Source organism: Corynebacterium antarcticum, assembly GCF_016595285.2.
Lineage (GTDB): Bacteria > Actinomycetota > Actinomycetes > Mycobacteriales > Mycobacteriaceae > Corynebacterium > Corynebacterium antarcticum.
This window is the reverse complement of the sequence record NZ_JAENIP020000002.1, coordinates 372874-392986: the sequence shown is the minus strand read 5'-3', so window position 1 is coordinate 392986 and position 20113 is coordinate 372874. Positions and strand designations below refer to the sequence as shown.

22 protein-coding genes are annotated in these 20113 nt (G+C 65.2%); 6 read left to right on the top strand and 16 right to left on the bottom strand.

Annotated features, from left to right (window positions below; genetic code table 11):
* Positions 1-95: 95 nt before the first annotated feature.
* Genes rpsQ through rpsJ form a run of 11 tightly spaced genes read right to left on the bottom strand, consistent with a single transcriptional unit; the run spans position 96 to position 5284 of the window.
* A complete protein-coding gene (rpsQ, locus tag JIM95_RS05980; RefSeq protein WP_198739026.1) occupies positions 96-386 on the bottom strand; it encodes a 30S ribosomal protein S17 in 291 nt (96 codons plus the stop codon).
* A 2-nt stretch (positions 387-388) separates the two neighbouring features.
* Positions 389-619 carry a 50S ribosomal protein L29 gene (rpmC, locus tag JIM95_RS05975; RefSeq protein WP_198739025.1) on the bottom strand — a complete coding sequence of 77 codons (231 nt, stop codon included), beginning with the start codon at positions 617-619 and terminating at the stop codon, positions 389-391.
* Entirely contained in the window at positions 619-1035 is a 417-nt protein-coding gene (rplP, locus tag JIM95_RS05970; protein WP_198734954.1) for a 50S ribosomal protein L16, read from the bottom strand. The genes rpmC and rplP overlap by 1 nt, the downstream gene beginning before the upstream one ends.
* Positions 1036-1039: 4 nt before the next feature.
* On the bottom strand, positions 1040-1792 hold the full coding sequence (rpsC, locus tag JIM95_RS05965) for a 30S ribosomal protein S3 (RefSeq protein WP_198739024.1): 753 nt from the start codon (positions 1790-1792) through the stop codon (positions 1040-1042).
* On the bottom strand, positions 1792-2157 hold the full coding sequence (gene rplV / locus JIM95_RS05960) for a 50S ribosomal protein L22 (protein WP_200260440.1): 366 nt from the start codon (positions 2155-2157) through the stop codon (positions 1792-1794). Before rplV ends, rpsC begins: the two co-directional genes overlap by 1 nt.
* 3 nt (positions 2158-2160) lie before the next feature.
* Positions 2161-2439 carry a 30S ribosomal protein S19 gene (gene rpsS / locus JIM95_RS05955; RefSeq protein WP_013241207.1) on the bottom strand — a complete coding sequence of 93 codons (279 nt, stop codon included), beginning with the start codon at positions 2437-2439 and terminating at the stop codon, positions 2161-2163.
* Positions 2440-2452: 13 nt separating this feature from the next.
* Positions 2453-3295 carry a 50S ribosomal protein L2 gene (rplB, locus tag JIM95_RS05950; RefSeq protein ID WP_200253893.1) on the bottom strand — a complete coding sequence of 281 codons (843 nt, stop codon included), beginning with the start codon at positions 3293-3295 and terminating at the stop codon, positions 2453-2455.
* Positions 3296-3325: 30 nt separating this feature from the next.
* Positions 3326-3631, bottom strand: a complete 306-nt coding sequence (rplW, locus tag JIM95_RS05945) for a 50S ribosomal protein L23 (RefSeq protein WP_198739022.1) — start codon at positions 3629-3631, stop codon at positions 3326-3328.
* Positions 3631-4287: a 50S ribosomal protein L4 gene (rplD, locus tag JIM95_RS05940; protein WP_198739021.1), complete on the bottom strand. Its 657-nt coding sequence runs from the start codon at positions 4285-4287 to the stop codon at positions 3631-3633. Before rplD ends, rplW begins: the two co-directional genes overlap by 1 nt.
* On the bottom strand, positions 4284-4940 hold the full coding sequence (gene rplC / locus JIM95_RS05935) for a 50S ribosomal protein L3 (protein WP_200260443.1): 657 nt from the start codon (positions 4938-4940) through the stop codon (positions 4284-4286). Before rplC ends, rplD begins: the two co-directional genes overlap by 4 nt.
* A 38-nt stretch (positions 4941-4978) precedes the next feature.
* On the bottom strand, positions 4979-5284 hold the full coding sequence (gene rpsJ / locus JIM95_RS05930; protein WP_003854291.1) for a 30S ribosomal protein S10: 306 nt from the start codon (positions 5282-5284) through the stop codon (positions 4979-4981).
* A gap of 783 nt (positions 5285-6067) precedes the next feature.
* On the opposite strand from rpsJ, the gene JIM95_RS05925 reads away from it, so the two are divergent.
* The 6 genes from JIM95_RS05925 (at position 6068) to JIM95_RS05900 (ending at position 10157) form a co-directional block, all read left to right on the top strand.
* Entirely contained in the window at positions 6068-6586 is a 519-nt protein-coding gene (locus tag JIM95_RS05925) for an Asp23/Gls24 family envelope stress response protein (RefSeq protein WP_200260446.1), read from the top strand.
* Between the two features lie 10 nt (positions 6587-6596).
* Positions 6597-6905: a hypothetical protein gene (locus tag JIM95_RS05920; RefSeq protein ID WP_200260449.1), complete on the top strand. Its 309-nt coding sequence runs from the start codon at positions 6597-6599 to the stop codon at positions 6903-6905.
* Positions 6906-6966: 61 nt separating this feature from the next.
* On the top strand, positions 6967-7152 hold the full coding sequence (locus JIM95_RS05915) for a hypothetical protein (RefSeq protein WP_200253904.1): 186 nt from the start codon (positions 6967-6969) through the stop codon (positions 7150-7152).
* Between the two features lie 89 nt (positions 7153-7241).
* Positions 7242-9050 (top strand): Asp23/Gls24 family envelope stress response protein, encoded by a 1809-nt coding sequence (locus tag JIM95_RS05910; protein WP_200260452.1) that lies wholly within the window; start codon positions 7242-7244, stop codon positions 9048-9050.
* On the top strand, positions 9043-9591 hold the full coding sequence (locus tag JIM95_RS05905; protein WP_200260456.1) for a DUF6286 domain-containing protein: 549 nt from the start codon (positions 9043-9045) through the stop codon (positions 9589-9591). The genes JIM95_RS05910 and JIM95_RS05905 overlap by 8 nt, the downstream gene beginning before the upstream one ends.
* Entirely contained in the window at positions 9588-10157 is a 570-nt protein-coding gene (locus JIM95_RS05900) for a hypothetical protein (protein WP_200260459.1), read from the top strand. Before JIM95_RS05905 ends, JIM95_RS05900 begins: the two co-directional genes overlap by 4 nt.
* A gap of 598 nt (positions 10158-10755) precedes the next feature.
* Here the strand turns inward: JIM95_RS05900 and tuf are convergent.
* From tuf to JIM95_RS05875, 5 genes are all read right to left on the bottom strand, one after another.
* A complete protein-coding gene (gene tuf, locus JIM95_RS05895; protein WP_200260461.1) occupies positions 10756-11946 on the bottom strand; it encodes an elongation factor Tu in 1191 nt (396 codons plus the stop codon).
* 433 nt (positions 11947-12379) lie between these two features.
* A complete protein-coding gene (gene fusA / locus JIM95_RS05890; RefSeq protein ID WP_200260464.1) occupies positions 12380-14509 on the bottom strand; it encodes an elongation factor G in 2130 nt (709 codons plus the stop codon).
* A gap of 337 nt (positions 14510-14846) precedes the next feature.
* Positions 14847-15314: a 30S ribosomal protein S7 gene (gene rpsG / locus JIM95_RS05885; protein ID WP_198734970.1), complete on the bottom strand. Its 468-nt coding sequence runs from the start codon at positions 15312-15314 to the stop codon at positions 14847-14849.
* Positions 15315-15317: 3 nt separating this feature from the next.
* Entirely contained in the window at positions 15318-15689 is a 372-nt protein-coding gene (gene rpsL / locus JIM95_RS05880) for a 30S ribosomal protein S12 (RefSeq protein ID WP_198734971.1), read from the bottom strand.
* A gap of 417 nt (positions 15690-16106) precedes the next feature.
* A complete protein-coding gene (locus tag JIM95_RS05875) occupies positions 16107-20111 on the bottom strand; it encodes a DNA-directed RNA polymerase subunit beta' (protein ID WP_200260467.1) in 4005 nt (1334 codons plus the stop codon).
* Between the last annotated feature and the right edge of the window lie 2 nt (positions 20112-20113).

Below are 20113 nucleotides of genomic sequence, written 5' to 3'. Positions count from 1 at the left end.
CGGTGGGGTCGGGGCCTTCAGGTTGGCTGGTCCGGGGCGTTCACCGTGGCGGTCACCCGACCACGGGGAAGGACTCCGGATGAAGCCGGACGGGACTAGCGCGCCTTCTCGACGATGTCGAGGAGACGGAAGTGCTTGTCCTTACTCAGGGGGCGGGTCTCGATGATGCGGACGAGGTCGCCGACGCCGGCGGTTCCGTCCTCATCATGGGCCTTCACGCGGCTGTTGGTGCGGATCGTCTTGCCGTACAGCGCGTGCTGACGACGATCCTCGAGCTCGACGACGATGGTCTTCTGCATCTTCGTCGAGACAACGTAGCCGGTGCGGACCTTGCGGGCGCCCCTCTCGTTGGTGGATTCCTGGATGTTCACGTTTGCCTCACTCATGATTAGCCTTCAGCTCCCGGAACGACGGACAGACCCAGTTCACGCTCACGGATGACCGTGTAGATGCGGGCGATGTCACGCTTGACCGTCTTCAGGCGACCGTTGTTGGTCAGCTGGCCGGTGGCCATCTGGAAGCGGAGGTTGAAAAGCTCCTCCTTCGCCTCGTTGAGGCGGGTGACAAGCTCCTCGGCGTTGAGCTCGCGGAGCTCGAATGCGGGGGTACCGGTGGCCATTAGAGCTGGTCCTCCTTCTTGATGATGCGGACCTTGCAGGGCAGCTTCTGGGCTGCACGGCGGAGTGCCTCGAGGGCGACTTCCTCGTTGGCGTAGCTCATCTCGAAGAGAACGCGGCCGGGCTTGACGTTGGCCACCCACTTCTCGACGGGGCCTTTACCGGAACCCATACGCACGCCGAGCGGCTTCTGGGTCAGGGGACGGTCCGGGAAGATGTTGATCCACACCTTGCCACCACGCTTGACGTGGCGGTTGATCGCGATACGTGCGGACTCAATCTGACGGTTGGTGATGTAGCACGGCTCAAGAGCCTGGATGCCGTAGTCACCGAAGGTGACCCGGTTTCCGCCCTTGGACACACCGGTCCGGGTGGGACGATGCTGCCGGCGGTACTTGACGCGCTTGGGGATAAGCATGTGTCTAGCCCTCCTGCTTCTGCTCGGCGCGCTGGCGACGCTGGCCGCCGCGGCGCGGACGCTCGCGACGATCTGCGCCACCACGACCGCGACGGTCGGACGGTGCGTTGAGTTCGCTCTCGCGCTTGCCGCCGACGACGTCACCCTTGTAGATCCAGACCTTCACGCCGATGCGGCCGAAGGTGGTGTGGGCCTCGTAGGTGCCGTAGTCGATCTCGGCACGCAGGGTGTGCAGCGGAACGCGACCCTCGTGGTAGCGCTCGGTGCGGGACATCTCTGCGCCGCCGAGACGACCGGAGCACACGACCTTGATGCCCTTGACCTGCGGCTGGCGCATCGCGGACTGGATGGCCTTACGCATCGCGCGACGGAAGGCCACGCGGTTGGTCAGCTGCTCGGCGATGGACTGTGCCACCAGCTGAGCGTTGGCGTCGATGTTCTTGACCTCGAGGATGTTCAGGGCGACCTGCTTGCCCGTGAGCTTCTCCAGCTCGCCGCGGATGCGGTCCGCCTCGGAGCCACGGCGACCGATCACGATGCCCGGGCGGGCGGTGTGGATGTCGACGCGGACACGGTCGCGGGTGCGCTCGATGACGACGTCGGCGATGCCGGCGCGGTCGAGGCCCTTGGACAGGAACTCCCGGATCTTGATGTCTTCAGCGACATAGTCGCTGTACTGCTTGTCGGCGTACCAGTGGGACTTCCAGTCGGAAGTGATGCCCAGCCGGAGGCCGTGGGGATGAATTTTCTGGCCCACTACTGAGCACTTCCCTTCTGGCTCTCAACAACCACGGTGATGTGGCTGGTGCGCTTGCGGACGTGGAAGGCACGACCCTGGGCGCGCGGACGGAAACGACGCATCGTCGGTCCCTCGTCGGCGTAGGCCTCGGAGATGACGAGTGAGTCGCGGTCCAGACCGAAGTTGTTCTCGGCGTTGGCTGCCGCGGAAGCGACGACCTTGGCAACCGGCTCGCTGGCCGCCTGCGGGGCGTACTTCAGGATGGCGAGGGCCTCGGTCACGGACTTGCCGCGGACCAGATCGATGACCCGGCGTGCCTTCATGGGGGTGACGCGGACGTAGCGGGCCGTCGCGCTTGCGGACGTGATGGTGTCTTCGCTCATCGCTTATCGACGTCCCTTCTTGTCGTCCTTGATGTGACCCTTGAAGGTCTTGGTCGGGGCGAACTCGCCCAGCTTGTGTCCGACCATCGAGTCGTCCACGAACACCGGCACGTGCTTGCGACCGTCGTGGACGGCGAAGGTGTGACCGATGAAATCGGGGAGAATGGTGGACCGACGGGACCAGGTCTTGATGACCTGCTTGGTGCCCTTCTCGTTCTGTGCATCAACCTTGGCGAGGAGGTGCTCATCGACGAACGGGCCCTTTTTGAGGCTGCGTGGCATTGTCTGTTACCTCCTAGCGCTTCTTGTTCTTGTTGCTGCGGCGACGACGCATGATCAGCTTGTCGCTCGGACGATTGGGGCGGCGGGTCCGGCCTTCAGGCTGGCCCCACGGGGAAACGGGGTGACGACCACCGGAGGTCTTGCCCTCGCCACCACCGTGCGGGTGGTCGACGGGGTTCATGACGACACCGCGGACGGTCGGGCGCCAGCCCTTCCAGCGCATACGGCCGGCCTTGCCCCAGCGGATGTTGATCTGGTCGGCGTTGCCGACCTCACCGATGGTGGCGCGGCAGCGGATGTCCACGCGGCGGATCTCGGAGGAGGGCATACGCAGGATCGCGTACTTGCCTTCCTTGCCGAGGAGCTGGATGGACGTTCCCGCGGAACGGGCCAGCTTGGCGCCGCCACCGGGCTTCAGCTCGACGCAGTGCACGGTGGCACCGGCCGGAATGTTGCGCAGCGGCAGGTTGTTGCCGGGTTTGATGTCGGCGTTGGGGCCAGCTTCGACGATGGCACCCTGACGCAGGTTACGGGGGGCGATGATGTAGCGCTTCTCGCCGTCGACGTAGTGCAGCAGCGCGATGTTGGCGGTGCGGTTCGGGTCGTACTCGATGTGAGCGACCTTCGCCTCGATACCGTCCTTGTCGTGCCGACGGAAGTCGATCAGGCGGTACTGGCGCTTGTGTCCGCCACCCTTGTGGCGGGTGGTGATGTGGCCGTGAACGTTACGGCCGCCGGTCTTGTGCAGGGGACGCAGCAGGGATTTCTCCGGCGTCGAACGAGTGATTTCCTCGAACATCGACACGGAGCTTGCGCGCCGGCCCGGCGTAGTCGGCTTGTACTTGCGAATAGCCATGGGTTTTCTAAGTCCTTACCTTCGGCGCGCTTACGCGGCCGAACCGCCGAAGATGTCGATGGAATCGCTGCCTTCAGCGAGCGTCACGAAGGCGCGCTTGGTGGCCTTGCGCTGACCGAAACCGGAGCGGGTGCGCTTGCGCTTGCCCTCGCGGTTGGCGGTGTTCACGCTGGCGACCTTCACACCGAAGATCTGCTCGACAGCGATCTTGATCTGGGTCTTGTGGGCGTCCGGGGAGACGAAGAACACGTAGGTGCCCTGCTCCATCAGTCCGTAGGACTTCTCGGACACCACCGGGGCGATGATGATGTCACGCGGGTTAGCGATCGTGCTCATTAGTTCTCCTCCTCCTTGACCGCGCCGGTGGCCCGGTTGATGAAGGTGGTCAGAGCCTCAACGGAGAACACGATGTCGTCCGACTTGAGGACGTCGTAGGTGTTCAGCTGATCCTCGGTCAGGATGTGCACGCCCGGCAGATTGCGGACGGACTTCCAGGAGGTGACGTCCTCACGGGAGAGGACGACCAGCACGTTGCGGCGTTCGGTCAGACGCTCGATGAAGGCGCGGGCCGACTTGGTGGACGGCACCTGGCCGGCAACCAGTTCGCTGACGACGTGGATGCGCTCGTGGCGCACGCGGTCGGTCAGGGCACCGCGGAGGGCGGCGGCCTTCATCTTCTTGGGGGTGCGCTGGGAGTAGTCGCGCGGCACGGGGCCGTGCGAGATACCGCCGCCGGTGAAGTGCGGAGCACGGATCGAGCCCTGACGGGCGCGACCGGTTCCCTTCTGGCGGAACGGCTTACGACCGCCACCGGACACCTGTGCGCGGGTCTTGGTGGAGTGCGTGCCCTGGCGCTTGGCCGCGAGCTGTCCGAGAACGACCTGGTGCATCAGTGCAACTGATGCCTCACGGTCGAAGATCTCGGCAGGCAGCTCGACCTGGCCGGCGGTTGCCCCGTCGGCCTTCTGGACGTCAAGCTTGAGGTTGGTCATGCGTGTGCACCGCCCTTCACTGCGGTCTTAACGGTTACGACGCCGCCACGCACACCCGGGATCGCACCCTTGATGAGCAGAATGTTGGCGTCGGCATCAATCTTCTGAACCTTGAGGTTCTGGGTGGTGACGCGCTCATTACCCATGCGTCCGGCCATCCGGGTGCCCTTGAAGACACGACCGGGTGTGGCGCAGGCACCGATACCGCCGACGCGGCGGTGTGCTGCCTGGTTACCGTGGGACGCACCCTGACCGGCGAAACCGTGGCGCTTCATGGCGCCGGCGTAGCCCTTGCCCTTGGAGGTACCGGTGACGTCTACGAAGGTGATGCCCTCGAAGATGTCGACGGTGACGTCCTGACCCAGCTCGTAGCCGGAGACATCGTCCATGCGAATCTCCGTCACGTGCCGGCGGGGGGTAACGCCAGCCTTCTTGAAGTGACCACCGGCAGGCTTGTTGGCCTTGCGCGGGTCAATGTCGCCGTAGGCGATCTGGATGGCATTGTAGCCATCGGTGTCGATGGTGCGAATCTGGGTGACCACGCACGGCCCAGCTTCGACAACGGTGACCGGGATGACCCGGTTGTCGTCATCGAAGACCTGGGTCATACCGAGCTTGGTGCCCAGAATGCCCTTGATCTCTGTTTCACTCATTACTTATTCTCCACTGGCTGAAAGACTGTTGTACGCGATCACTGGATGTTGACGTCGACGCTTGCGGGAAGGTCGATGCGCATGAGCGCGTCGACCGTCTTCGGCGTCGGGTCAAGGATGTCGATGAGGCGCTTGTGCGTGCGCATCTCGAAGTGCTCGCGCGAGTCCTTGTACTTGTGGGGAGAACGAATAACGGCGTAAACGTTCTTTTCAGTGGGCAGCGGCACCGGGCCGACGACGCGTGCACCCGTACGGGTGACGGTCTCGACGATCTTGCGCGCGGACGCGTCGATCGCCTCGTGGTCGTAGGCCTTCAGCCTGATGCGGATCTTTTGTCCCGCCACGTTTGTCCTCTTCCTTCGCTTCCCCACATCGCGATGATTGGTGGGGGTCGCTGTTGTCATCTCTATAACGTTGTCCGGCCGTGGAACACGGAAACTCGGGCGCAACGCCAGTTGTCTTGACCTGAACCTGTCTGAAAATCTGACCGGGCGAATCTCCGGGTCACATGAACCACAAACAACCACCCCATATTCCACCGCACAGAGACCGGGTCCACCGCTGGGCCGGATCGATGTCCGGACGTGTCTGGTGAACTGGTTACCGTGAGCGTCTGAGGTGTGTGTCAGGTCGTCGGGATGAGGTCCACTCGACGCCGGATCCCCGGATGACGGAAATAAATTCAGCCATCCGATCTCCGGCGTGGGCGGGCATCCTGCCTACTGCCGCTGTTTATTTGCCATGTCCCCGTGATGATTCCCGGCCCCCGCCAACCGGGGAGCCGAGGCTCCCGTCAGTCACGGAGACACCGAGATTCCGGCGGTACCCGACCAGGTCGGGCGACCACAGGCATCAGGTGCCATGTTTGCCCCACCAGCGCCATCTGCCGTTCCGCGGATCGCGGCCTGTTTCAGTCTCGATGTCCGCGCATACGGAAATGCCGTGTTGGAGCAACCCAAGCATTGAAACACACCCCTCGCCGAGTGGCAAGCGAACCCCCGAAAAGCGACAAACATGTAACGTATTACACACAGGGCGGCACAACCCCCACGCCCTCACCTAGGATCGATCTAGTGCACCGCCGATGCGTGCACCCCCTACCGCTTGATTACACGAGGAGCATCTCAATGAGCGAAAACAAGTCCGACAGCAAGTCCCCCGCCACCGTCGAAGACAACAGCGTCGTCGAGCGCAACTCCGCTCTCGAGACCGATCACGGCCGCACCCACATCGATGACGTCGTCGTCGCCAAGATCGCCGGCATGGCGGCCCGCGAGGTCTCCGGCGTACACGCCCTCGGCGGCGGCGCAGCCCGCGCACTGGGCGCCCTCCGCGACATGGCGGGCTCCCGCGTCGACGTCCGTCAGGGCGTCTCCGTCGAGGTCGGCGAAACCCAGGCCGCCGCAGATGTGGCGATCGTCGCCGAGTACGGCGTCGCGATCCACGAGCTGGCTGAAGCCATCCGCCGCAACATCATCAACGCCATCGAGCGGATGACCGGCCTCGAGGTCACCGAAGTCAACGTCACCGTCCACGACGTGCACCTCGAGCTGGACGACGACAACGATGAGTCCGCGGAGGAAGAGGTCAAGGAGATCGAGCCGGCCGAGGTCTCCGCCGCCGACCACGAGCCCCGCGTCAAGTAGGACCGACTCCGTGCAACCTGATCCCATCCCCCTCGCGCAGGCCGAGGCACTCCGGGACGAGATTCTCGCCCTCCCGGGAGTAGCCGGCATGCACGGTGGGCAGTTCGGTGAGGTTGCGATGCTCTACCCCGGCACCCGGGTGCGTGGACTTCATCTGTTCACACCCCGGGGTCGACCGGACGAGACCCGGATGGAAATCCATCTCATCGCAGATCTGTCTCAGCTACCCGACCTCGGCGAGCTCGCCGGGGAGATTCGCACCATCGCGGAAGGATACGTCTCCGAACCCGTCGACGTGTTCTTCAGCGACGCCAGCTGACCGGCTCCCCCACCCGTCCTGCACACCTGTACCCATCACACTTCGACTCTGAAAGAGTGTCATGAAATCTCTCACTGTGACCGGCCTCATTCTCGGCTTCGCGTTCGCCTTCGCCGTGATCTTCGGTGGTCTGGTCGGCTTCCTCTGGGCCCTTCTCTTCGTCACCGTCGGTGGCGTCATCGGCGCCCACTTCGACGGCAAGATCGACCTTCGCGCCATCATCAACGGCTCCGGCAACAGGGGGTAATCTCGTTGACGAAACGTTCTGGAAGATCCCGCGAACCCGAGCGGTACTCCAGCACCGATCCCTCGGCCCCGGCGGACGACCGCCGGAACGTGACCGGGGAAACCACCGGTTCTCCCGGTGCACGACTTCGTGCGGAAGCTGATCGTCGGGCGGATCAGGCCCTCGCCGAGATCGCCCGCGAGGACGCCAAGGCTGAAGAGGACCGCCGCATCCTCCGGGAGAACGGGGTCTCCGTCGAATCCGTCGATCCCGATGGAGGAGACTCCGTCGGCGCCGATCCCCGGCCCGAGGAGTCGACGGAATCTCCGGATTCGCTTTCGTCAGAGACCGCCGGCCCCACCGACGGCCCTGAGGTCCCGGAAACCTCCACGCGCCACACGCCCGTCGAATCCGTTTCCGACGGAGAGCCCGGAGTCGGCGCCCAGGAGTCCGAGCCGGAGTCCGCGCCTGTTCCAGCCGCCGATGGGCGACCCGATACGCCCCCCACCCCGGACCGTGCGACCACCGTCGCCGGGTCGGACCACGAGGACGGGACGTCATCCGATGCTGCGGGAACACCCACAGAAGAGAACGCAGACGGCACGCCCGGTTCCGGAAGCAGGGTCACTCCGGCCGCGTCAGGACCCGCGGACTCCGACATCCCCGACGGCGCCGGGCCGGCCGGGGACGATGGGCCGAATTACCTCCGAGCTCCCGCGGAGCCTGAGGACCACAACCCGAGCCGCGGTCGGGTGAAGATCTCCGAGAAGACCGTCACCAGGATCGTCCGCCGGGCTGCAGCCAGTGTCCCCGGTACCACGGACCAGGCCGGCGGCCTGGATGTGCTCGGCCGCAACTACCCGCGATTCGACGTGGAGCTCGACAGCAACTCCGATGCCGTGGCGATCGACGCCTACATCGCCGTCACCTGGCCCTCCCCCGTGACCCGGGTCGCAGAGACGGTGCGTACGACCATCTTCGACTGGGTGCGCGACATGACCGACATTCCGGTCGTCCGCGTCAACGTCACCGTCGGCCCGATCGTCCCCGGAGCAGACCGCGTGACCGAGGCCGAACTCAGTGCCTTCGACACGGCCCCCGCCCTGCGGGAGGTCGTCGTGACCGCGTCGAACGCGGCTCTCGACGAGATCATCTGTAGCGCCCGCAACTCCGACATCACTCCGGTGTCGGTCAGATCCGGGAGCGAGAGTCTCCGGCCGATCACCGTCTCGGGGCCGGACAGCGCCGCGCTCCGGGGCATCTCGACCGGAGCGCTCGGAGACCTCCGGCCGATCACGGTGTCCGAATCCGGGGAACTCCGCGACGTATCGGTCACCGGTGACGCAGCCGCGCTGGTCTATTCGCCCGAGAGCTCGCCGGAAGCTCCGTTGAGGGAGATCACCGTAGACGATCCCCGACCGCTCGCGGAAATCACCGTCACCGATCCGCCGCCTCTCGCAGCGAGCAACGTCCCGGAGCCGGCGCCGCTGGGGCCCATCGCGGCGCGGGAGCTGCCGACGGTCACGGTCTCCGTGCCCGACGCGCCCAGCCCCCGTTCCGTGTCGGCACCACGTCCCCGGCCCTTGCGGAAGGTGGAGTCTCCCGAGCCGGCCCGGTTGGCGAGCGTCCACGCCCCGGACACCCACCGGCTGGCCCAGATCCACGCCGAGACAGTCCGGGTGAGCCCGGTCAAGGCGCCCCGTCCGACCCGCCTGACACCGGTCAGACAGAGCTCCTCCGCGGCACCGCGGAAGCCCCGGGTCGACCCGCGACGCGCCCCCGCACCGCGGAACAGGACCGGTCAGCGGGAGATCAGTGTCGCGTCGAGGGAGCTCCGGCCGATCACGGTCAAACCCAGTACCATCATTCCGGTCAGCGTCGACCCTGCCAACGCAAAGGCGGTTTTGAGAGATGAGTGAAGTCCAGACGGTCCGCGGACACCGGCCCGCCGCCAGTCCCGCAGCGAGGTACCTCGCAGTGCTGCTCGGGCTGCTTCTTCTCGCAGGCGCAGCCGTCGCCGGACGGGATCTCTACATCCGCTACACGGACGTGGACTGGCAGCCGTGGGTCTCCTCCGCGACCACGTGGATCGGAGAGCTCAGCTACCGGAACTGGATGCTCCCGGCGGGTATCGCGGCCCTGATCATCGGCCTCCTGCTCCTCTGGGCGGCCATCCGTCCGAGGACGAAGACACACCGGGAGATCGATTCCGACATCGCCGTCTGGATGCGACCGGTCGACATCGCCAGAATGTGCACCGCGAGCGCCCAGCGCGTCCCGGGCGTCATGGGGGCCCACACCGTCGCCCGGAAGCGGTCCATCGATGTGACGGTCATCGGGAACACCCGGGACCAGAGGCTCCGCGAGGAACTGCAGCAGTCACTGCAGCCCCTGGCGAACCTCGTCGCCGGTTCACCGGCACTGAACGTGCAGGTCCAGAACAAGGAGGCCAACAAGTGAGCCACGGACTAGCTTTCGTCGACCGCCTGCTCGTCTTCATCGTGGGCCTCGCACTGACGTTCCTGGGCGTGCTGTCCGTCGGACTGTTCCTCGATGTCCCCGAGGCACGACGCGTCACCGGGTACGCCGATCAGGAGATGTGGGCCAACGCGCCCGATCTCGGCTGGTACGACGGGGCACTCATCGGTGTGCTCGTCGGCGGGATCATCATCGGCCTCTGGCTGATCATCGCCAACATCCGGCGCCGGTCCGTCTCCGTGGTCAACAGCGCGTCCTCCACGGACATGGGCGACATCAACTTCAACCTCGGCACACTCGCACAGGCCGTCGCGGACTCACTCGAGGACACCCACGGTGTCTCGAAGGTCCGGAAACGGGTCGTCGTCGATCGGGGACTCACCACCATCGAGTTCACCATCGACGCCGCCTCCGACTGCAGCGTCCCGGGAATCCGGACCGCGGTCGAACAGGCTGAGCGGGACCTCCGCGACGCCATCGGCCCGAGCGATGCAGCGACGTCATACCGGATCCACATCGACAGGGTTCCGCAGAACCACGAACTCTGACCCGGCTGAAGGTCCCACCCACCTCAGGCCCCGTTGCAGACTCTCCATCCGGGAGACCGCAACGGGGCCCTCTTTTGTCCGGTGTCTCCGGTACCTCACAGCACACACCGACCGATGACGTGTATGTGGCCGTAGTCGGTCCGGAGGACACGGTGCTCCTCCCGGAAGAGAGGGGGGACCTCGGCCTGCCGGCCGAGCCGCCCCTGTGCGCCGGGTGGGGACGAGCCGGGAGGATCCTTCCACGGGTCACGGGAAGGACTTGCATGCAACCGTCAGCCCACCCGCGGGCTCACCGCACCGCGGGTGGATTCCCGAAGGTTACCCCTGGGGCCCTTCCCCTCCTATTCTTCCGCTCCCCCGACAACTGATACGGTGCCGCGGACACTCCTTCTCACCACGCTCGCCCGGATAGCGCGGCAAACCGGAGGGTGCCCGTACCCCCCAACCTCCGGTCCCCGCAGAACCCTTCCGTCACGAACCCTAGGGGCACGTCCGGTCCCGGGAATGCGGAAACCCCGCCCCACGTAACGTGGAACGGGGTTTCGGAGCACCGGCCCGGGTGCATCTCAACCCGGGAAACCGGTTCAGATCAACGGTCTTACTTGATGATCTTGGTGACGCGGCCGGCACCGACGGTGCGGCCACCCTCGCGGATGGCGAAGCGCAGGCCCTCATCCATGGCGACCGGCTGGATCAGGGTGACGGACATGTCGACGTTGTCGCCGGGCATGACCATCTCCGTGCCCTCCGGCAGCTTCACGACGCCGGTGACGTCGGTGGTGCGGAAGTAGAACTGCGGACGGTAGTTGTCGAAGAACGGGGTGTGGCGGCCGCCCTCATCCTTGGACAGGATGTAGACGGAGCCCTCGAACTCGGTGTGCGGGGTGTAGGCGCCCGGCTTGGCCACGATCTGGCCACGCTCGACGTCCTCGCGCTTGATACCACGGAGAAGCAGGCCACAGTTGTCGCCGGCCTCGGTGTAGTCGAGCAGCTTGCGGAACATCTCGATACCGGTGACCGTGGTGGTCTGGCTCTTCTCGCGGATGCCGAGGATCTCGACCTCCTCGTTGACCTTCAGCTGACCGCGCTCGACACGGCCGGTGACGACGGTGCCACGACCGGTGATGGTGAAGATGTCCTCGATCGGCATCAGGAAGGGCTTGTCGGTCTCGCGCTCCGGGTCCGGGATGGACTCGTCGCAGGCCTTCATGAGCTCGACGATCTTCTCGGACCACTCGGCGTCGCCCTCGAGAGCCTTCAGAGCGGAGATGTGGACGATCGGGGCGTCCTCATCGTACTCCTGCTCGGCGAGGAGCTCACGGACCTCCATCTCGACGAGCTCGAGGATTTCCTCGTCGTCGACCATATCGCACTTGTTGAGCGCGACGAGGATGTAGGGAACGCCGACCTGGCGCGCGAGCAGCACGTGCTCGCGGGTCTGGGGCATCGGGCCGTCGGTGGCGGCGACAACGAGGATGGCACCGTCCATCTGAGCCGCACCGGTGATCATGTTCTTGATGTAGTCGGCGTGACCGGGGGCGTCGACGTGCGCGTAGTGGCGCTTCTCGGTCTGGTACTCGACGTGGGAGATGTTGATCGTGATACCACGCTCCTTCTCCTCCGGTGCCTTGTCGATGGCGTCGAAGGCGAAGGCCTGGTTCAGATCCGGGTATGCCTCAGCCAGAACCTTGGTGATCGCTGCGGTGGTGGTGGTCTTACCATGGTCGACGTGACCGATGGTACCGATGTTGACGTGCGGCTTCGTACGCTCGAACTTCGCCTTTGCCACTGTATGTCCTCCTGGACTTCGCGGTGGCTACGACTCTCGCAGCCACATAGGTGGTAGTGCCATACTGCCGGCAGCCCCACGTCTTTCGAAAGGGGGCATACGGGTATGACTGGTTCATTTTTTGTGCCAGTTACCTGATACTAGGTGCTCAACCCGCGTTTTTCAAACGGCGGATCAACGCCCGTACCTCGGGTAACGGCCGGCTCAACCTCCGTGCGGGGAGGTTCAGCGGACCGTTACCCGAAACTGGGAGATTTTCTCAGGGGGCGATCAACCACCACTCATCCGAGTGGCGGCACCGCTCCCTGTGCTCTCCGGGTTCATCCGGAGCCACGCTTCTTCCCGCGCCCGGTGGAATTCCGGTCAACCGGAAGAGGTGGGGTTGTCCGGGAAAGGATCCGAAACCGGATCCCCTCCCGGACCGGCGGTCCTCTTAGCTGGAGGTGCCGTTGCGCTCGGCGATGATCTCGGACGCGACGTTCGTGGGAACCTCAGCGTAGGAGTCGAAGATCATCGAGTAGTTCGCGCGGCCCTGCGTCTTGGAACGCAGGTCGCCGACGTAGCCGAACATCTGGGACAGCGGGACCTTGGCCTTGACGACCTTGGCACCCGCGCGATCCTCCATGGCCTGGACCTGGCCACGGCGGGAGTTGACGTCGCCGATGACCTCGCCCATGTACTCCTCGGGCGTGGTGACCTCGACGGCCATCACGGGCTCGAGCAGGACCGGCTTCGCCTTCGCGACAGCTTCCTTCAGCGCCTGGGAACCGGCGACCTTGAAGGCCATCTCGGAGGAGTCGACCTCGTGGTACTGACCGTCCAGCAGGGTCGCCTTGATGTTGACCAGCGGGAAGCCGGCGAGGTAGCCGTACTGCATCGCATCCCGGATACCGGCGTCGACCGACGGGATGTACTCGCGGGGAACGCGACCACCGGTGACGGCGTTCTCGAACTTGTAGGTCGCGGACTCGCCCTCCTCCAGCTCCTCTGGATCCGGGGAGTAGGGATCGAGAGCGATGATGACTTTCGCGAACTGGCCGGAACCACCGGTCTGCTTCTTGTGCGTGTACTCGAGCTTCTCGACGGGCTTGCGGATCGTCTCGCGGTAGGCGACCTGCGGGGCACCGACGTTCGCCTCGACCTTGAACTCGCGACGCATGCGGTCGACGAGGACGTCGAGGTGGAGCTCGCCCATGCCGCCGATGACGGTCTGGCCGGTCTCGTCGTCCAGCTTGACGGTGAAGGTGGGGTCCTCTTCAGCCAGCTTCTGGATGGCGGTACCGAGCTTCTCCTGGTCGGCCTTGGACTTCGGCTCGATGGCGACCTGCAGAACCGGATCCGGGAAGTCCATGGACTCCAGGATGATCTGGTCGTTGAGGTCACACAGGGTGTCGCCGGTGGTGGTGTCCTTGAGACCGATGAACGCGTAGATGTTACCTGCGCGTGCCTCGTCGACCGGGTTCTCCTTGTTGGCGTGCATCTGGAACAGTTTGCCGATGCGCTCCTTGTTGCCCTTGGTCGCGTTCATGACCTGGGCACCCGGATCGACACGACCCGAGTAGACGCGCACGAAGGTCAGCTTGCCGAAGAACGGGTGAGCTGCAATCTTGAAGGCCAGTGCGGAGAAGGGCTCATCGACGCTGGGCTTACGGGACATCTCGACTGCGTCGTCCCCGACCTTGTGGCCGTGGACCTCGCCGATGTCGAGCGGAGTCGGCAGGTAGTCGATGACGGCGTCGAGCAGGGGCTGGATGCCCTTGTTCTTGTAGGCGGAGCCACAGAGAACCGGGAAGACCTCGGAATTGACCGTCATCTTCCGGATGGCGCCCTTGATCTCGTCGATCGACAGGCCGTCACCACCGAAGTACTTCTCCATGAGCTCTTCGTCGGATTCGGCGACAGCCTCGAGCAGCTTCTCGCGGTATTCCTCGGCGAGCTCCTTGAGGTCCTCGGGGATCTCCTCGTAGGTCGGCTCGGCTCCGATGTCGACCTTGCCGCGCCAGGTGATCGCGCGCATGTTCAGCAGGTCGACGACGCCGTCGAAATCGTCCTCGGCACCGATGGGCAGCTGGAGAACCAGTGGCTTGGCGCCGAGCCGCTCGATGATGGTCTTGACGGTGAAGTAGAAGTCAGCGCCCAGCTTGTCCATCTTGTTGACGAAGCAGATACGCGGAACCTCGTACTTCGCGGCCTGACGCCACACCTGCTCCGACTGGGGCTCGACGCCCTCCTTGCCGTCGAAGACGGCGACCGCGCCGTCGAGGACACGCAGGGAGCGCTCGACCTCGACGGTGAAGTCGACGTGACCGGGGGTGTCGATGATGTTGATCTGGTTGTTGTTCCAGAAACAGGTGACCGCGGCGGAGGTGATGGTGATGCCGCGCTCCTTCTCCTGCTCCATCCAGTCGGTGGTCGAGGCACCGTCGTGGGTCTCGCCGACCTTCCGGTTGATACCGGTGTAGAAGAGAATTCGCTCGGTAGCGGTGGTCTTTCCGGCATCGATGTGGGCCATGATGCCGATGTTGCGGACCTTATTCAGGTCAGTAAGCACTTCTTGTGCCACAGTGTTCCCCAAACTCGTTGGTTCTTGGTGATTGCCCGGACGTCCGCCCGGACGGTGTTGTCACCGGTGGATATGAATTCTTTGCCGTACCGCGCCACGGCCCGTACCCGGGCCAGCCGCTCGTAGAGAGCTTAGGCGCTCCGGGTGAACCGAAGGTGAACGGCGCCGGATGCCCCGCCACCCGCATGAGATGCGGGCCGGGAACGACCGACCGTCGATTAGCGCGACGACCCCGCCACCGGACCGCGGCGTCCCGGCGACGCCGGATACGCGAGGCATCCGGGACGGCGGGTGTGACACGGTGTGAACGGCGAGGGGGTCATCAGCTGATCTACTCTTACCAGCGGTAGTGGGCGAAGGCGCGGTTGGCCTCTGCCATCTTGTGGGTGTCCTCGCGGCGCTTCACCGAGGCACCGAGACCGTTGGCGGCATCCAGGATCTCGTTGGCGAGACGCTCGGTCATCGTCTTCTCACGACGCTGGCGCGTGAAGTTCACGAGCCACCGCAGAGCGAGGGTGTTGGCGCGGCCGGGGCGGACCTCGACGGGCACCTGGTAGGTCGCGCCACCGACGCGGCGGGAGCGGACCTCGAGGTCGGGCTTCACGTTGCCGAGAGCCTTCTCGAGGGTGCCGACGGGATCGGTTCCGGTCTTCTCGCGGCAGGTCTCGAGGGCACCGTAGACGATGCGCTGTGCGGTGGACTTCTTGCCGTCCAGGAGCACCTTGTTGACCAGCTGGGTCACGAGCTCGGAGTTGTAGACCGGATCCTTGACTACTTCGCGCTTCGGCGCTGCAGACTTACGCATGTCTTACTTCTCCTTCTTCGCACCGTAGCGGGAACGAGCCTGCTTGCGGTCCTTGACACCCTGGGTGTCGAGGGAACCACGGACGATCTTGTAACGGACACCGGGAAGGTCCTTCACACGGCCGCCGCGCACGAGCACCATGGAGTGCTCCTGCAGGTTGTGGCCCTCACCGGGGATGTAGGCGGAAACCTCGATACCGGAGGTCAGGCGAACACGCGCGACCTTACGGAGCGCCGAGTTCGGCTTCTTCGGGGTGGTGGTGTACACGCGGGTGCACACGCCACGACGCTGGGGCGAACCCTTGAGCGCCGCGGTCTTCACCTTGGTGGTCTTGTCATGGCGGCCCTTACGGACCAACTGCTGAATAGTGGGCATGAACCGTCTTTCTTGTCTGATCGGCTTCCTCGGTTCGATGTCGCCGACCGAGTACCGTACGTTCCTTGCTTGTCGCCTGAAACCGCAAAACTTATGTAAACGCGCGAAACCCAGTCAGCCGCTCTCGCTGGCCTACCGGGGAAATTCAGGCTCCCACCATGGAGACGTGGGACTGATGGATCAGACTACCCCATCAGTCACAGAAAAACCAACTCCCCACCCGGGGAGGAGGACGGTCGCCCGTCCGCCGACCCCTGGTGGGAGATTCTCCGCGCCGTCCGCCCGTCCCCGGCCCCCGTCCCCGGCCCCCGTCCCCGGATGAATCGGTGCGGAACGGGAAAGCCCCCGGTGACGTGCTGATGCACGCACACCGGGGGCTCGGCCGGAGCGGTGGGTGTCCACCGCTCCCCCACCGGACTAGCTGTAGTCGTCCAGCGGGACGGAGGCGCCGGTGAACTCACCGTAGCCGTCGTCGCCGTAGATCGAGTCACCGTAGGTCGGGATGGCGTACGCCGCGTTGCGCGCCGCCTCGGTCGGCTTGACCGAGATGTTGCGGTAGCGGGAGATGCCGGTTCCGGCCGGGATGAGCTTACCGATGATCACGTTCTCCTTCAGGCCGATGAGCTTGTCGGAGCGCTTGTTGATCGCGGCGTCGGTGAGCACCCGGGTGGTCTCCTGGAAGGAGGCCGCCGACAGCCAGGACTCGGTCGCGAGCGAGGCCTTGGTGATGCCCATGATCTCACTGCGCAGAGCGGCCACCTCGCCGCCGGCCGCGCGGGCCTCGGCGTTGGCGAGCTTCGCCTCGGCGAGATCCACGAGCGTCCCGGGGAGGAACTCGGTGGAGCCGGACTCGATGACGGTGCCACGACGCAGCATCTGGCGGATGATGATCTCGATGTGCTTGTCGTGGATCGCCACGCCCTGTGCACGGTAGACGGCCTGCACCTCGTCGATGAGGTGCTGCTCGACGCCGCGGCGTCCCAGGACCTCGAGGACGTCGTGCGGGTCCGCCGGGCCGCGGAGCAGACGGTCGCCCACGTCGACGTGGTCGCCCTCCTGCAGCGTGCGGTCGATGTGCGAGCCCGGAGCGTACTCCATCGGGGCGTTGATCATCGCGAGCCCCTGCCGCTTGGACAGCTTCTCGTAGACGACCTCGTCCGATCCGTCGTCCGGCGTGATCGTCAGGGTCCAGAAGTTGCCCTCGTCCTCGAGGTGAACCGTACCGGCGACCGACGCGATCGGGGCCTTGTTCTTCGGGACACGGGCCTCGAAGAGCTCCTGGACACGAGGCAGACCGCCGGTGATGTCGCCACCGACACCACCCTGGTGGAACGTACGCATGGTCAGCTGGGTACCCGGCTCACCGATCGACTGGGCCGCGACGATGCCGACGGCCTCTCCGATGTCGACCTGCTTGCCGGAGGCCATGGAGCGGCCGTAGCACTTGGCGCAGACACCGGTGGGGGTCTGGCAGGTGAGGACGCTGCGGAGCTTGACCTCCGCGACCCCTGCTTCGACGAGAGTGTCGATCTCGAGCTCGCCCAGATCGGACCCCGCCTCGAGGATGACCTCACCGGACGCGTTCGTCGCGTCCGCGGCGAGCACCCGGCCGGTGACCGAGGTCTCGATCAGCTGGTGCCTACGGTGACCGGTGACGTTGCCCAGAGCGTCGGTGACCTCGACCGCGACCGGGGCCTTGACACCCTGGCGGGTGGCGCAGTCCTCCTCGCGGACGATGACGTCCTGCGCGACGTCGACGAGACGACGGGTCAGGTAACCCGAGTCGGCGGTACGCAGCGCGGTGTCGGCCAGACCCTTACGAGAACCGTGGGAGTTGTTGAAGTACTCCAGGACGGACAGACCCTCGCGGAAAGAGGTCTTGATCGGGCGGGTGATGTAGTCACCCTTCGAGTTCACGACCATGCCCTTCATGCCCGCGAGCGTCCAGATCTGGCGCATGTTGCCGGCGGCACCGGACTTCACGATCATCGGGATCGGGTTGTCGTCCGGGTACATGTCCTCGACGGCCTTACCGACGGTGTCCGTGGCGTCCTTCCAGAGCTCGACGAGGCGGTCGTAGCGCTCACGCTCGGTGAGTGCACCCTGGACCCAGTACTTGCGCTCGACCTCACGTGCCTCGGCCTCGTAGCGGTCGAGGATCTCGGCCTTGTTCGGGAGCACGAGCACGTCGGACATGGTGATGGTGACTCCGGACCGGGTGGCCCAGTAGAAACCGGCGTCCTTCATCTTGTCCATCGTCTGCGCGACCGTGATCATCGGGTAGCGCGAGGCGAGGTCGTTGATGACGTCACCGAGCAGGATCTTGTCGGTGCCACCGCCCTTACGGACCATGACGCCTTCGAGGTACGGGTAGTTCCACGGCAGCAGGTCATTGAACATGATGCGGCCGAGGGTGGTGTGCGCCATCCAGACGTCGCCGCGCTTCCAACCGTCGGGGAACTGCTCCGCCTCGATGTCCGCCGGGGGACGCAGGTGCGAGATGCGGACCTTGATCGGGGCCTGCAGGCCCAGCACACCTCGGTCGTACGCCATGATCGCCTCGGCGAAGGAGCTGTAGACACCACGCTCGGGGCCGTTCTCGGTCGCGGCCTCGTACGCACCCTGGCCACCGAGCTCGTCGGGGCTCTTGTCCAGCGTGAGGAAGTACAGACCGGTGACCATGTCCAGACGGGGCATGGCCAGCGGCTTACCGGACGCCGGGGACAGGATGTTGTTGGAGGCGAGCATCAGGATGCGGGCCTCGGCCTGGGCCTCCGCGGAGAGCGGCAGGTGGACGGCCATCTGGTCACCGTCGAAGTCGGCGTTGAAGGCCTCGCAGGCGAGCGGGTGCAGCTGGATGGCCTTACCCTCGACCAGCACGGGCTCGAAGGCCTGGATACCCAGGCGGTGCAGGGTGGGGGCACGGTTCAGCATCACCGGGTGCTCGGAGATGGCCTCCTCGAGCACGTCCCAGACCTCGGGACGCTGGCGCTCCACCATGCGCTTCGCGGACTTGATGTTCTGCGCGTACTCGCGCTCCACGAGGCGCTTCATGACGAAGGGCTTGAACAGCTCCAGCGCCATCAGCTTCGGCAGGCCGCACTCGTGCAGACGGAGCTGCGGGCCGACGATGATCACGGAACGGCCGGAGTAGTCGACGCGCTTACCGAGCAGGTTCTGACGGAAACGACCCTGCTTGCCCTTGAGGAGATCGGACAGCGACTTCAGCGGGCGGTTGCCCGGGCCGGTGACCGGACGGCCGCGACGACCGTTGTCGAACAGGGCGTCCACGGACTCCTGCAGCATCCGCTTCTCGTTGTTGACGATGATCTCCGGGGCGCCGAGATCGATCATCCGCTTGAGGCGGTTGTTGCGGTTGATCACGCGACGGTAGAGGTCGTTCAGATCGGAGGTGGCGAACCGGCCACCGTCGAGCTGGACCATCGGCCGCAGCTCCGGCGGAATGACCGGGATGCTGTCCAGGACCATGCCCGCGGGGTCGTTGCCCGAACGCTGGAACGCGGCGACGACCTTGAGACGCTTCAGGGCGCGGGCCTTCTTCTGGCCCTTGCCCTCGTTGATGATGGTGCGCAGTTCCTCGGCCTCGGCGTCGAGGTCGAAGTTGCGGATGAGCGTCTGGATGGCCTCCGCGCCCATGCCGCCGGTGAAGTAGTCCTCGTAGCGGTCGACGAGTTCGGAGTAGATCGTCTCGTCCACGATCATCTGCTTCGGTGCGAGCTTGACGAAGGTGTTCCAGATCTCGTCCAGACGGGCGACCTCGCGCTCCGCGCGCTCGCGGATGTGCTGCATCTCCTTGTCGGCGGCGTTCTGCACCTTGCGGCGCGCGTCGGCCTTGGCGCCGGCGGCCTCGAGCTCGGCGAGGTCCTCCTCGAGCTTCTGGGCCCGGTCCGCGATGTCGGACTCGGCGTCAGCCTCGACGTCCTTCTTCTCCAGGAGCATCTCTGCTTCCAGGGTGGAAAGGTCGTTGTGGCGGGCCTCGTCGTCGACGGAGGTGATGATGTTCGCGGCGAAGTAGATGATGCGCTCGAGGTTCTTGGGCGCGAGATCCAGCAGGTAGCCGAGACGCGACGGGACACCCTTGAAGTACCAGATGTGGGTGACCGGAGCGGCGAGCTCGATGTGTCCCATGCGCTCACGGCGCACCTTGGACTTGGTCACCTCGACGCCGCAGCGCTCACAGATGATGCCCTTGTAGCGGACGCGCTTGTACTTGCCGCAGGCGCACTCCCAGTCGCGGGTGGGTCCGAAGATCCGCTCGCAGAACAGGCCGTCCTTCTCGGGCTTGAGGGTTCGGTAGTTGATGGTCTCCGGCTTTTTGACCTCGCCCTTGGACCAGCGGCGAATGTCGTCGGCCGTAGCAAGGCCGATGCGGAGTTCGTCGAAGAAGTTGACGTCGAGCACGT

Bases quoted from the DNA above. Each gene is read 5' to 3' on its own strand.
- rplD (WP_198739021.1), bottom strand. From the start codon at position 4,287: ATGACCAACCTCAAGCTTGACGTCCAGAAGGCCGACGGGGCAACCGCC.
- rplW (WP_198739022.1), bottom strand. From the start codon at position 3,631: ATGAGCACGATCGCTAACCCGCGTGACATCATCATCGCCCCGGTGGTG.
- rpsQ (WP_198739026.1), bottom strand. From the start codon at position 386: ATGAGTGAGGCAAACGTGAACATCCAGGAATCCACCAACGAGAGGGGC.
- rplP (WP_198734954.1), bottom strand. From the start codon at position 1,035: ATGCTTATCCCCAAGCGCGTCAAGTACCGCCGGCAGCATCGTCCCACC.
- JIM95_RS05905 (WP_200260456.1), top strand. From the start codon at position 9,043: ATGAGTGAAGTCCAGACGGTCCGCGGACACCGGCCCGCCGCCAGTCCC.
- rplV (WP_200260440.1), bottom strand. From the start codon at position 2,157: ATGAGCGAAGACACCATCACGTCCGCAAGCGCGACGGCCCGCTACGTC.
- rpsL (WP_198734971.1), bottom strand. From the start codon at position 15,689: ATGCCCACTATTCAGCAGTTGGTCCGTAAGGGCCGCCATGACAAGACC.
- rpsG (WP_198734970.1), bottom strand. From the start codon at position 15,314: ATGCGTAAGTCTGCAGCGCCGAAGCGCGAAGTAGTCAAGGATCCGGTC.
- JIM95_RS05925 (WP_200260446.1), top strand. From the start codon at position 6,068: ATGAGCGAAAACAAGTCCGACAGCAAGTCCCCCGCCACCGTCGAAGAC.
- rpmC (WP_198739025.1), bottom strand. From the start codon at position 619: ATGGCCACCGGTACCCCCGCATTCGAGCTCCGCGAGCTCAACGCCGAG.
- rplC (WP_200260443.1), bottom strand. From the start codon at position 4,940: ATGAGTGAAACAGAGATCAAGGGCATTCTGGGCACCAAGCTCGGTATG.
- rpsS (WP_013241207.1), bottom strand. From the start codon at position 2,439: ATGCCACGCAGCCTCAAAAAGGGCCCGTTCGTCGATGAGCACCTCCTC.
- JIM95_RS05915 (WP_200253904.1), top strand. From the start codon at position 6,967: ATGAAATCTCTCACTGTGACCGGCCTCATTCTCGGCTTCGCGTTCGCC.
- rplB (WP_200253893.1), bottom strand. From the start codon at position 3,295: ATGGCTATTCGCAAGTACAAGCCGACTACGCCGGGCCGGCGCGCAAGC.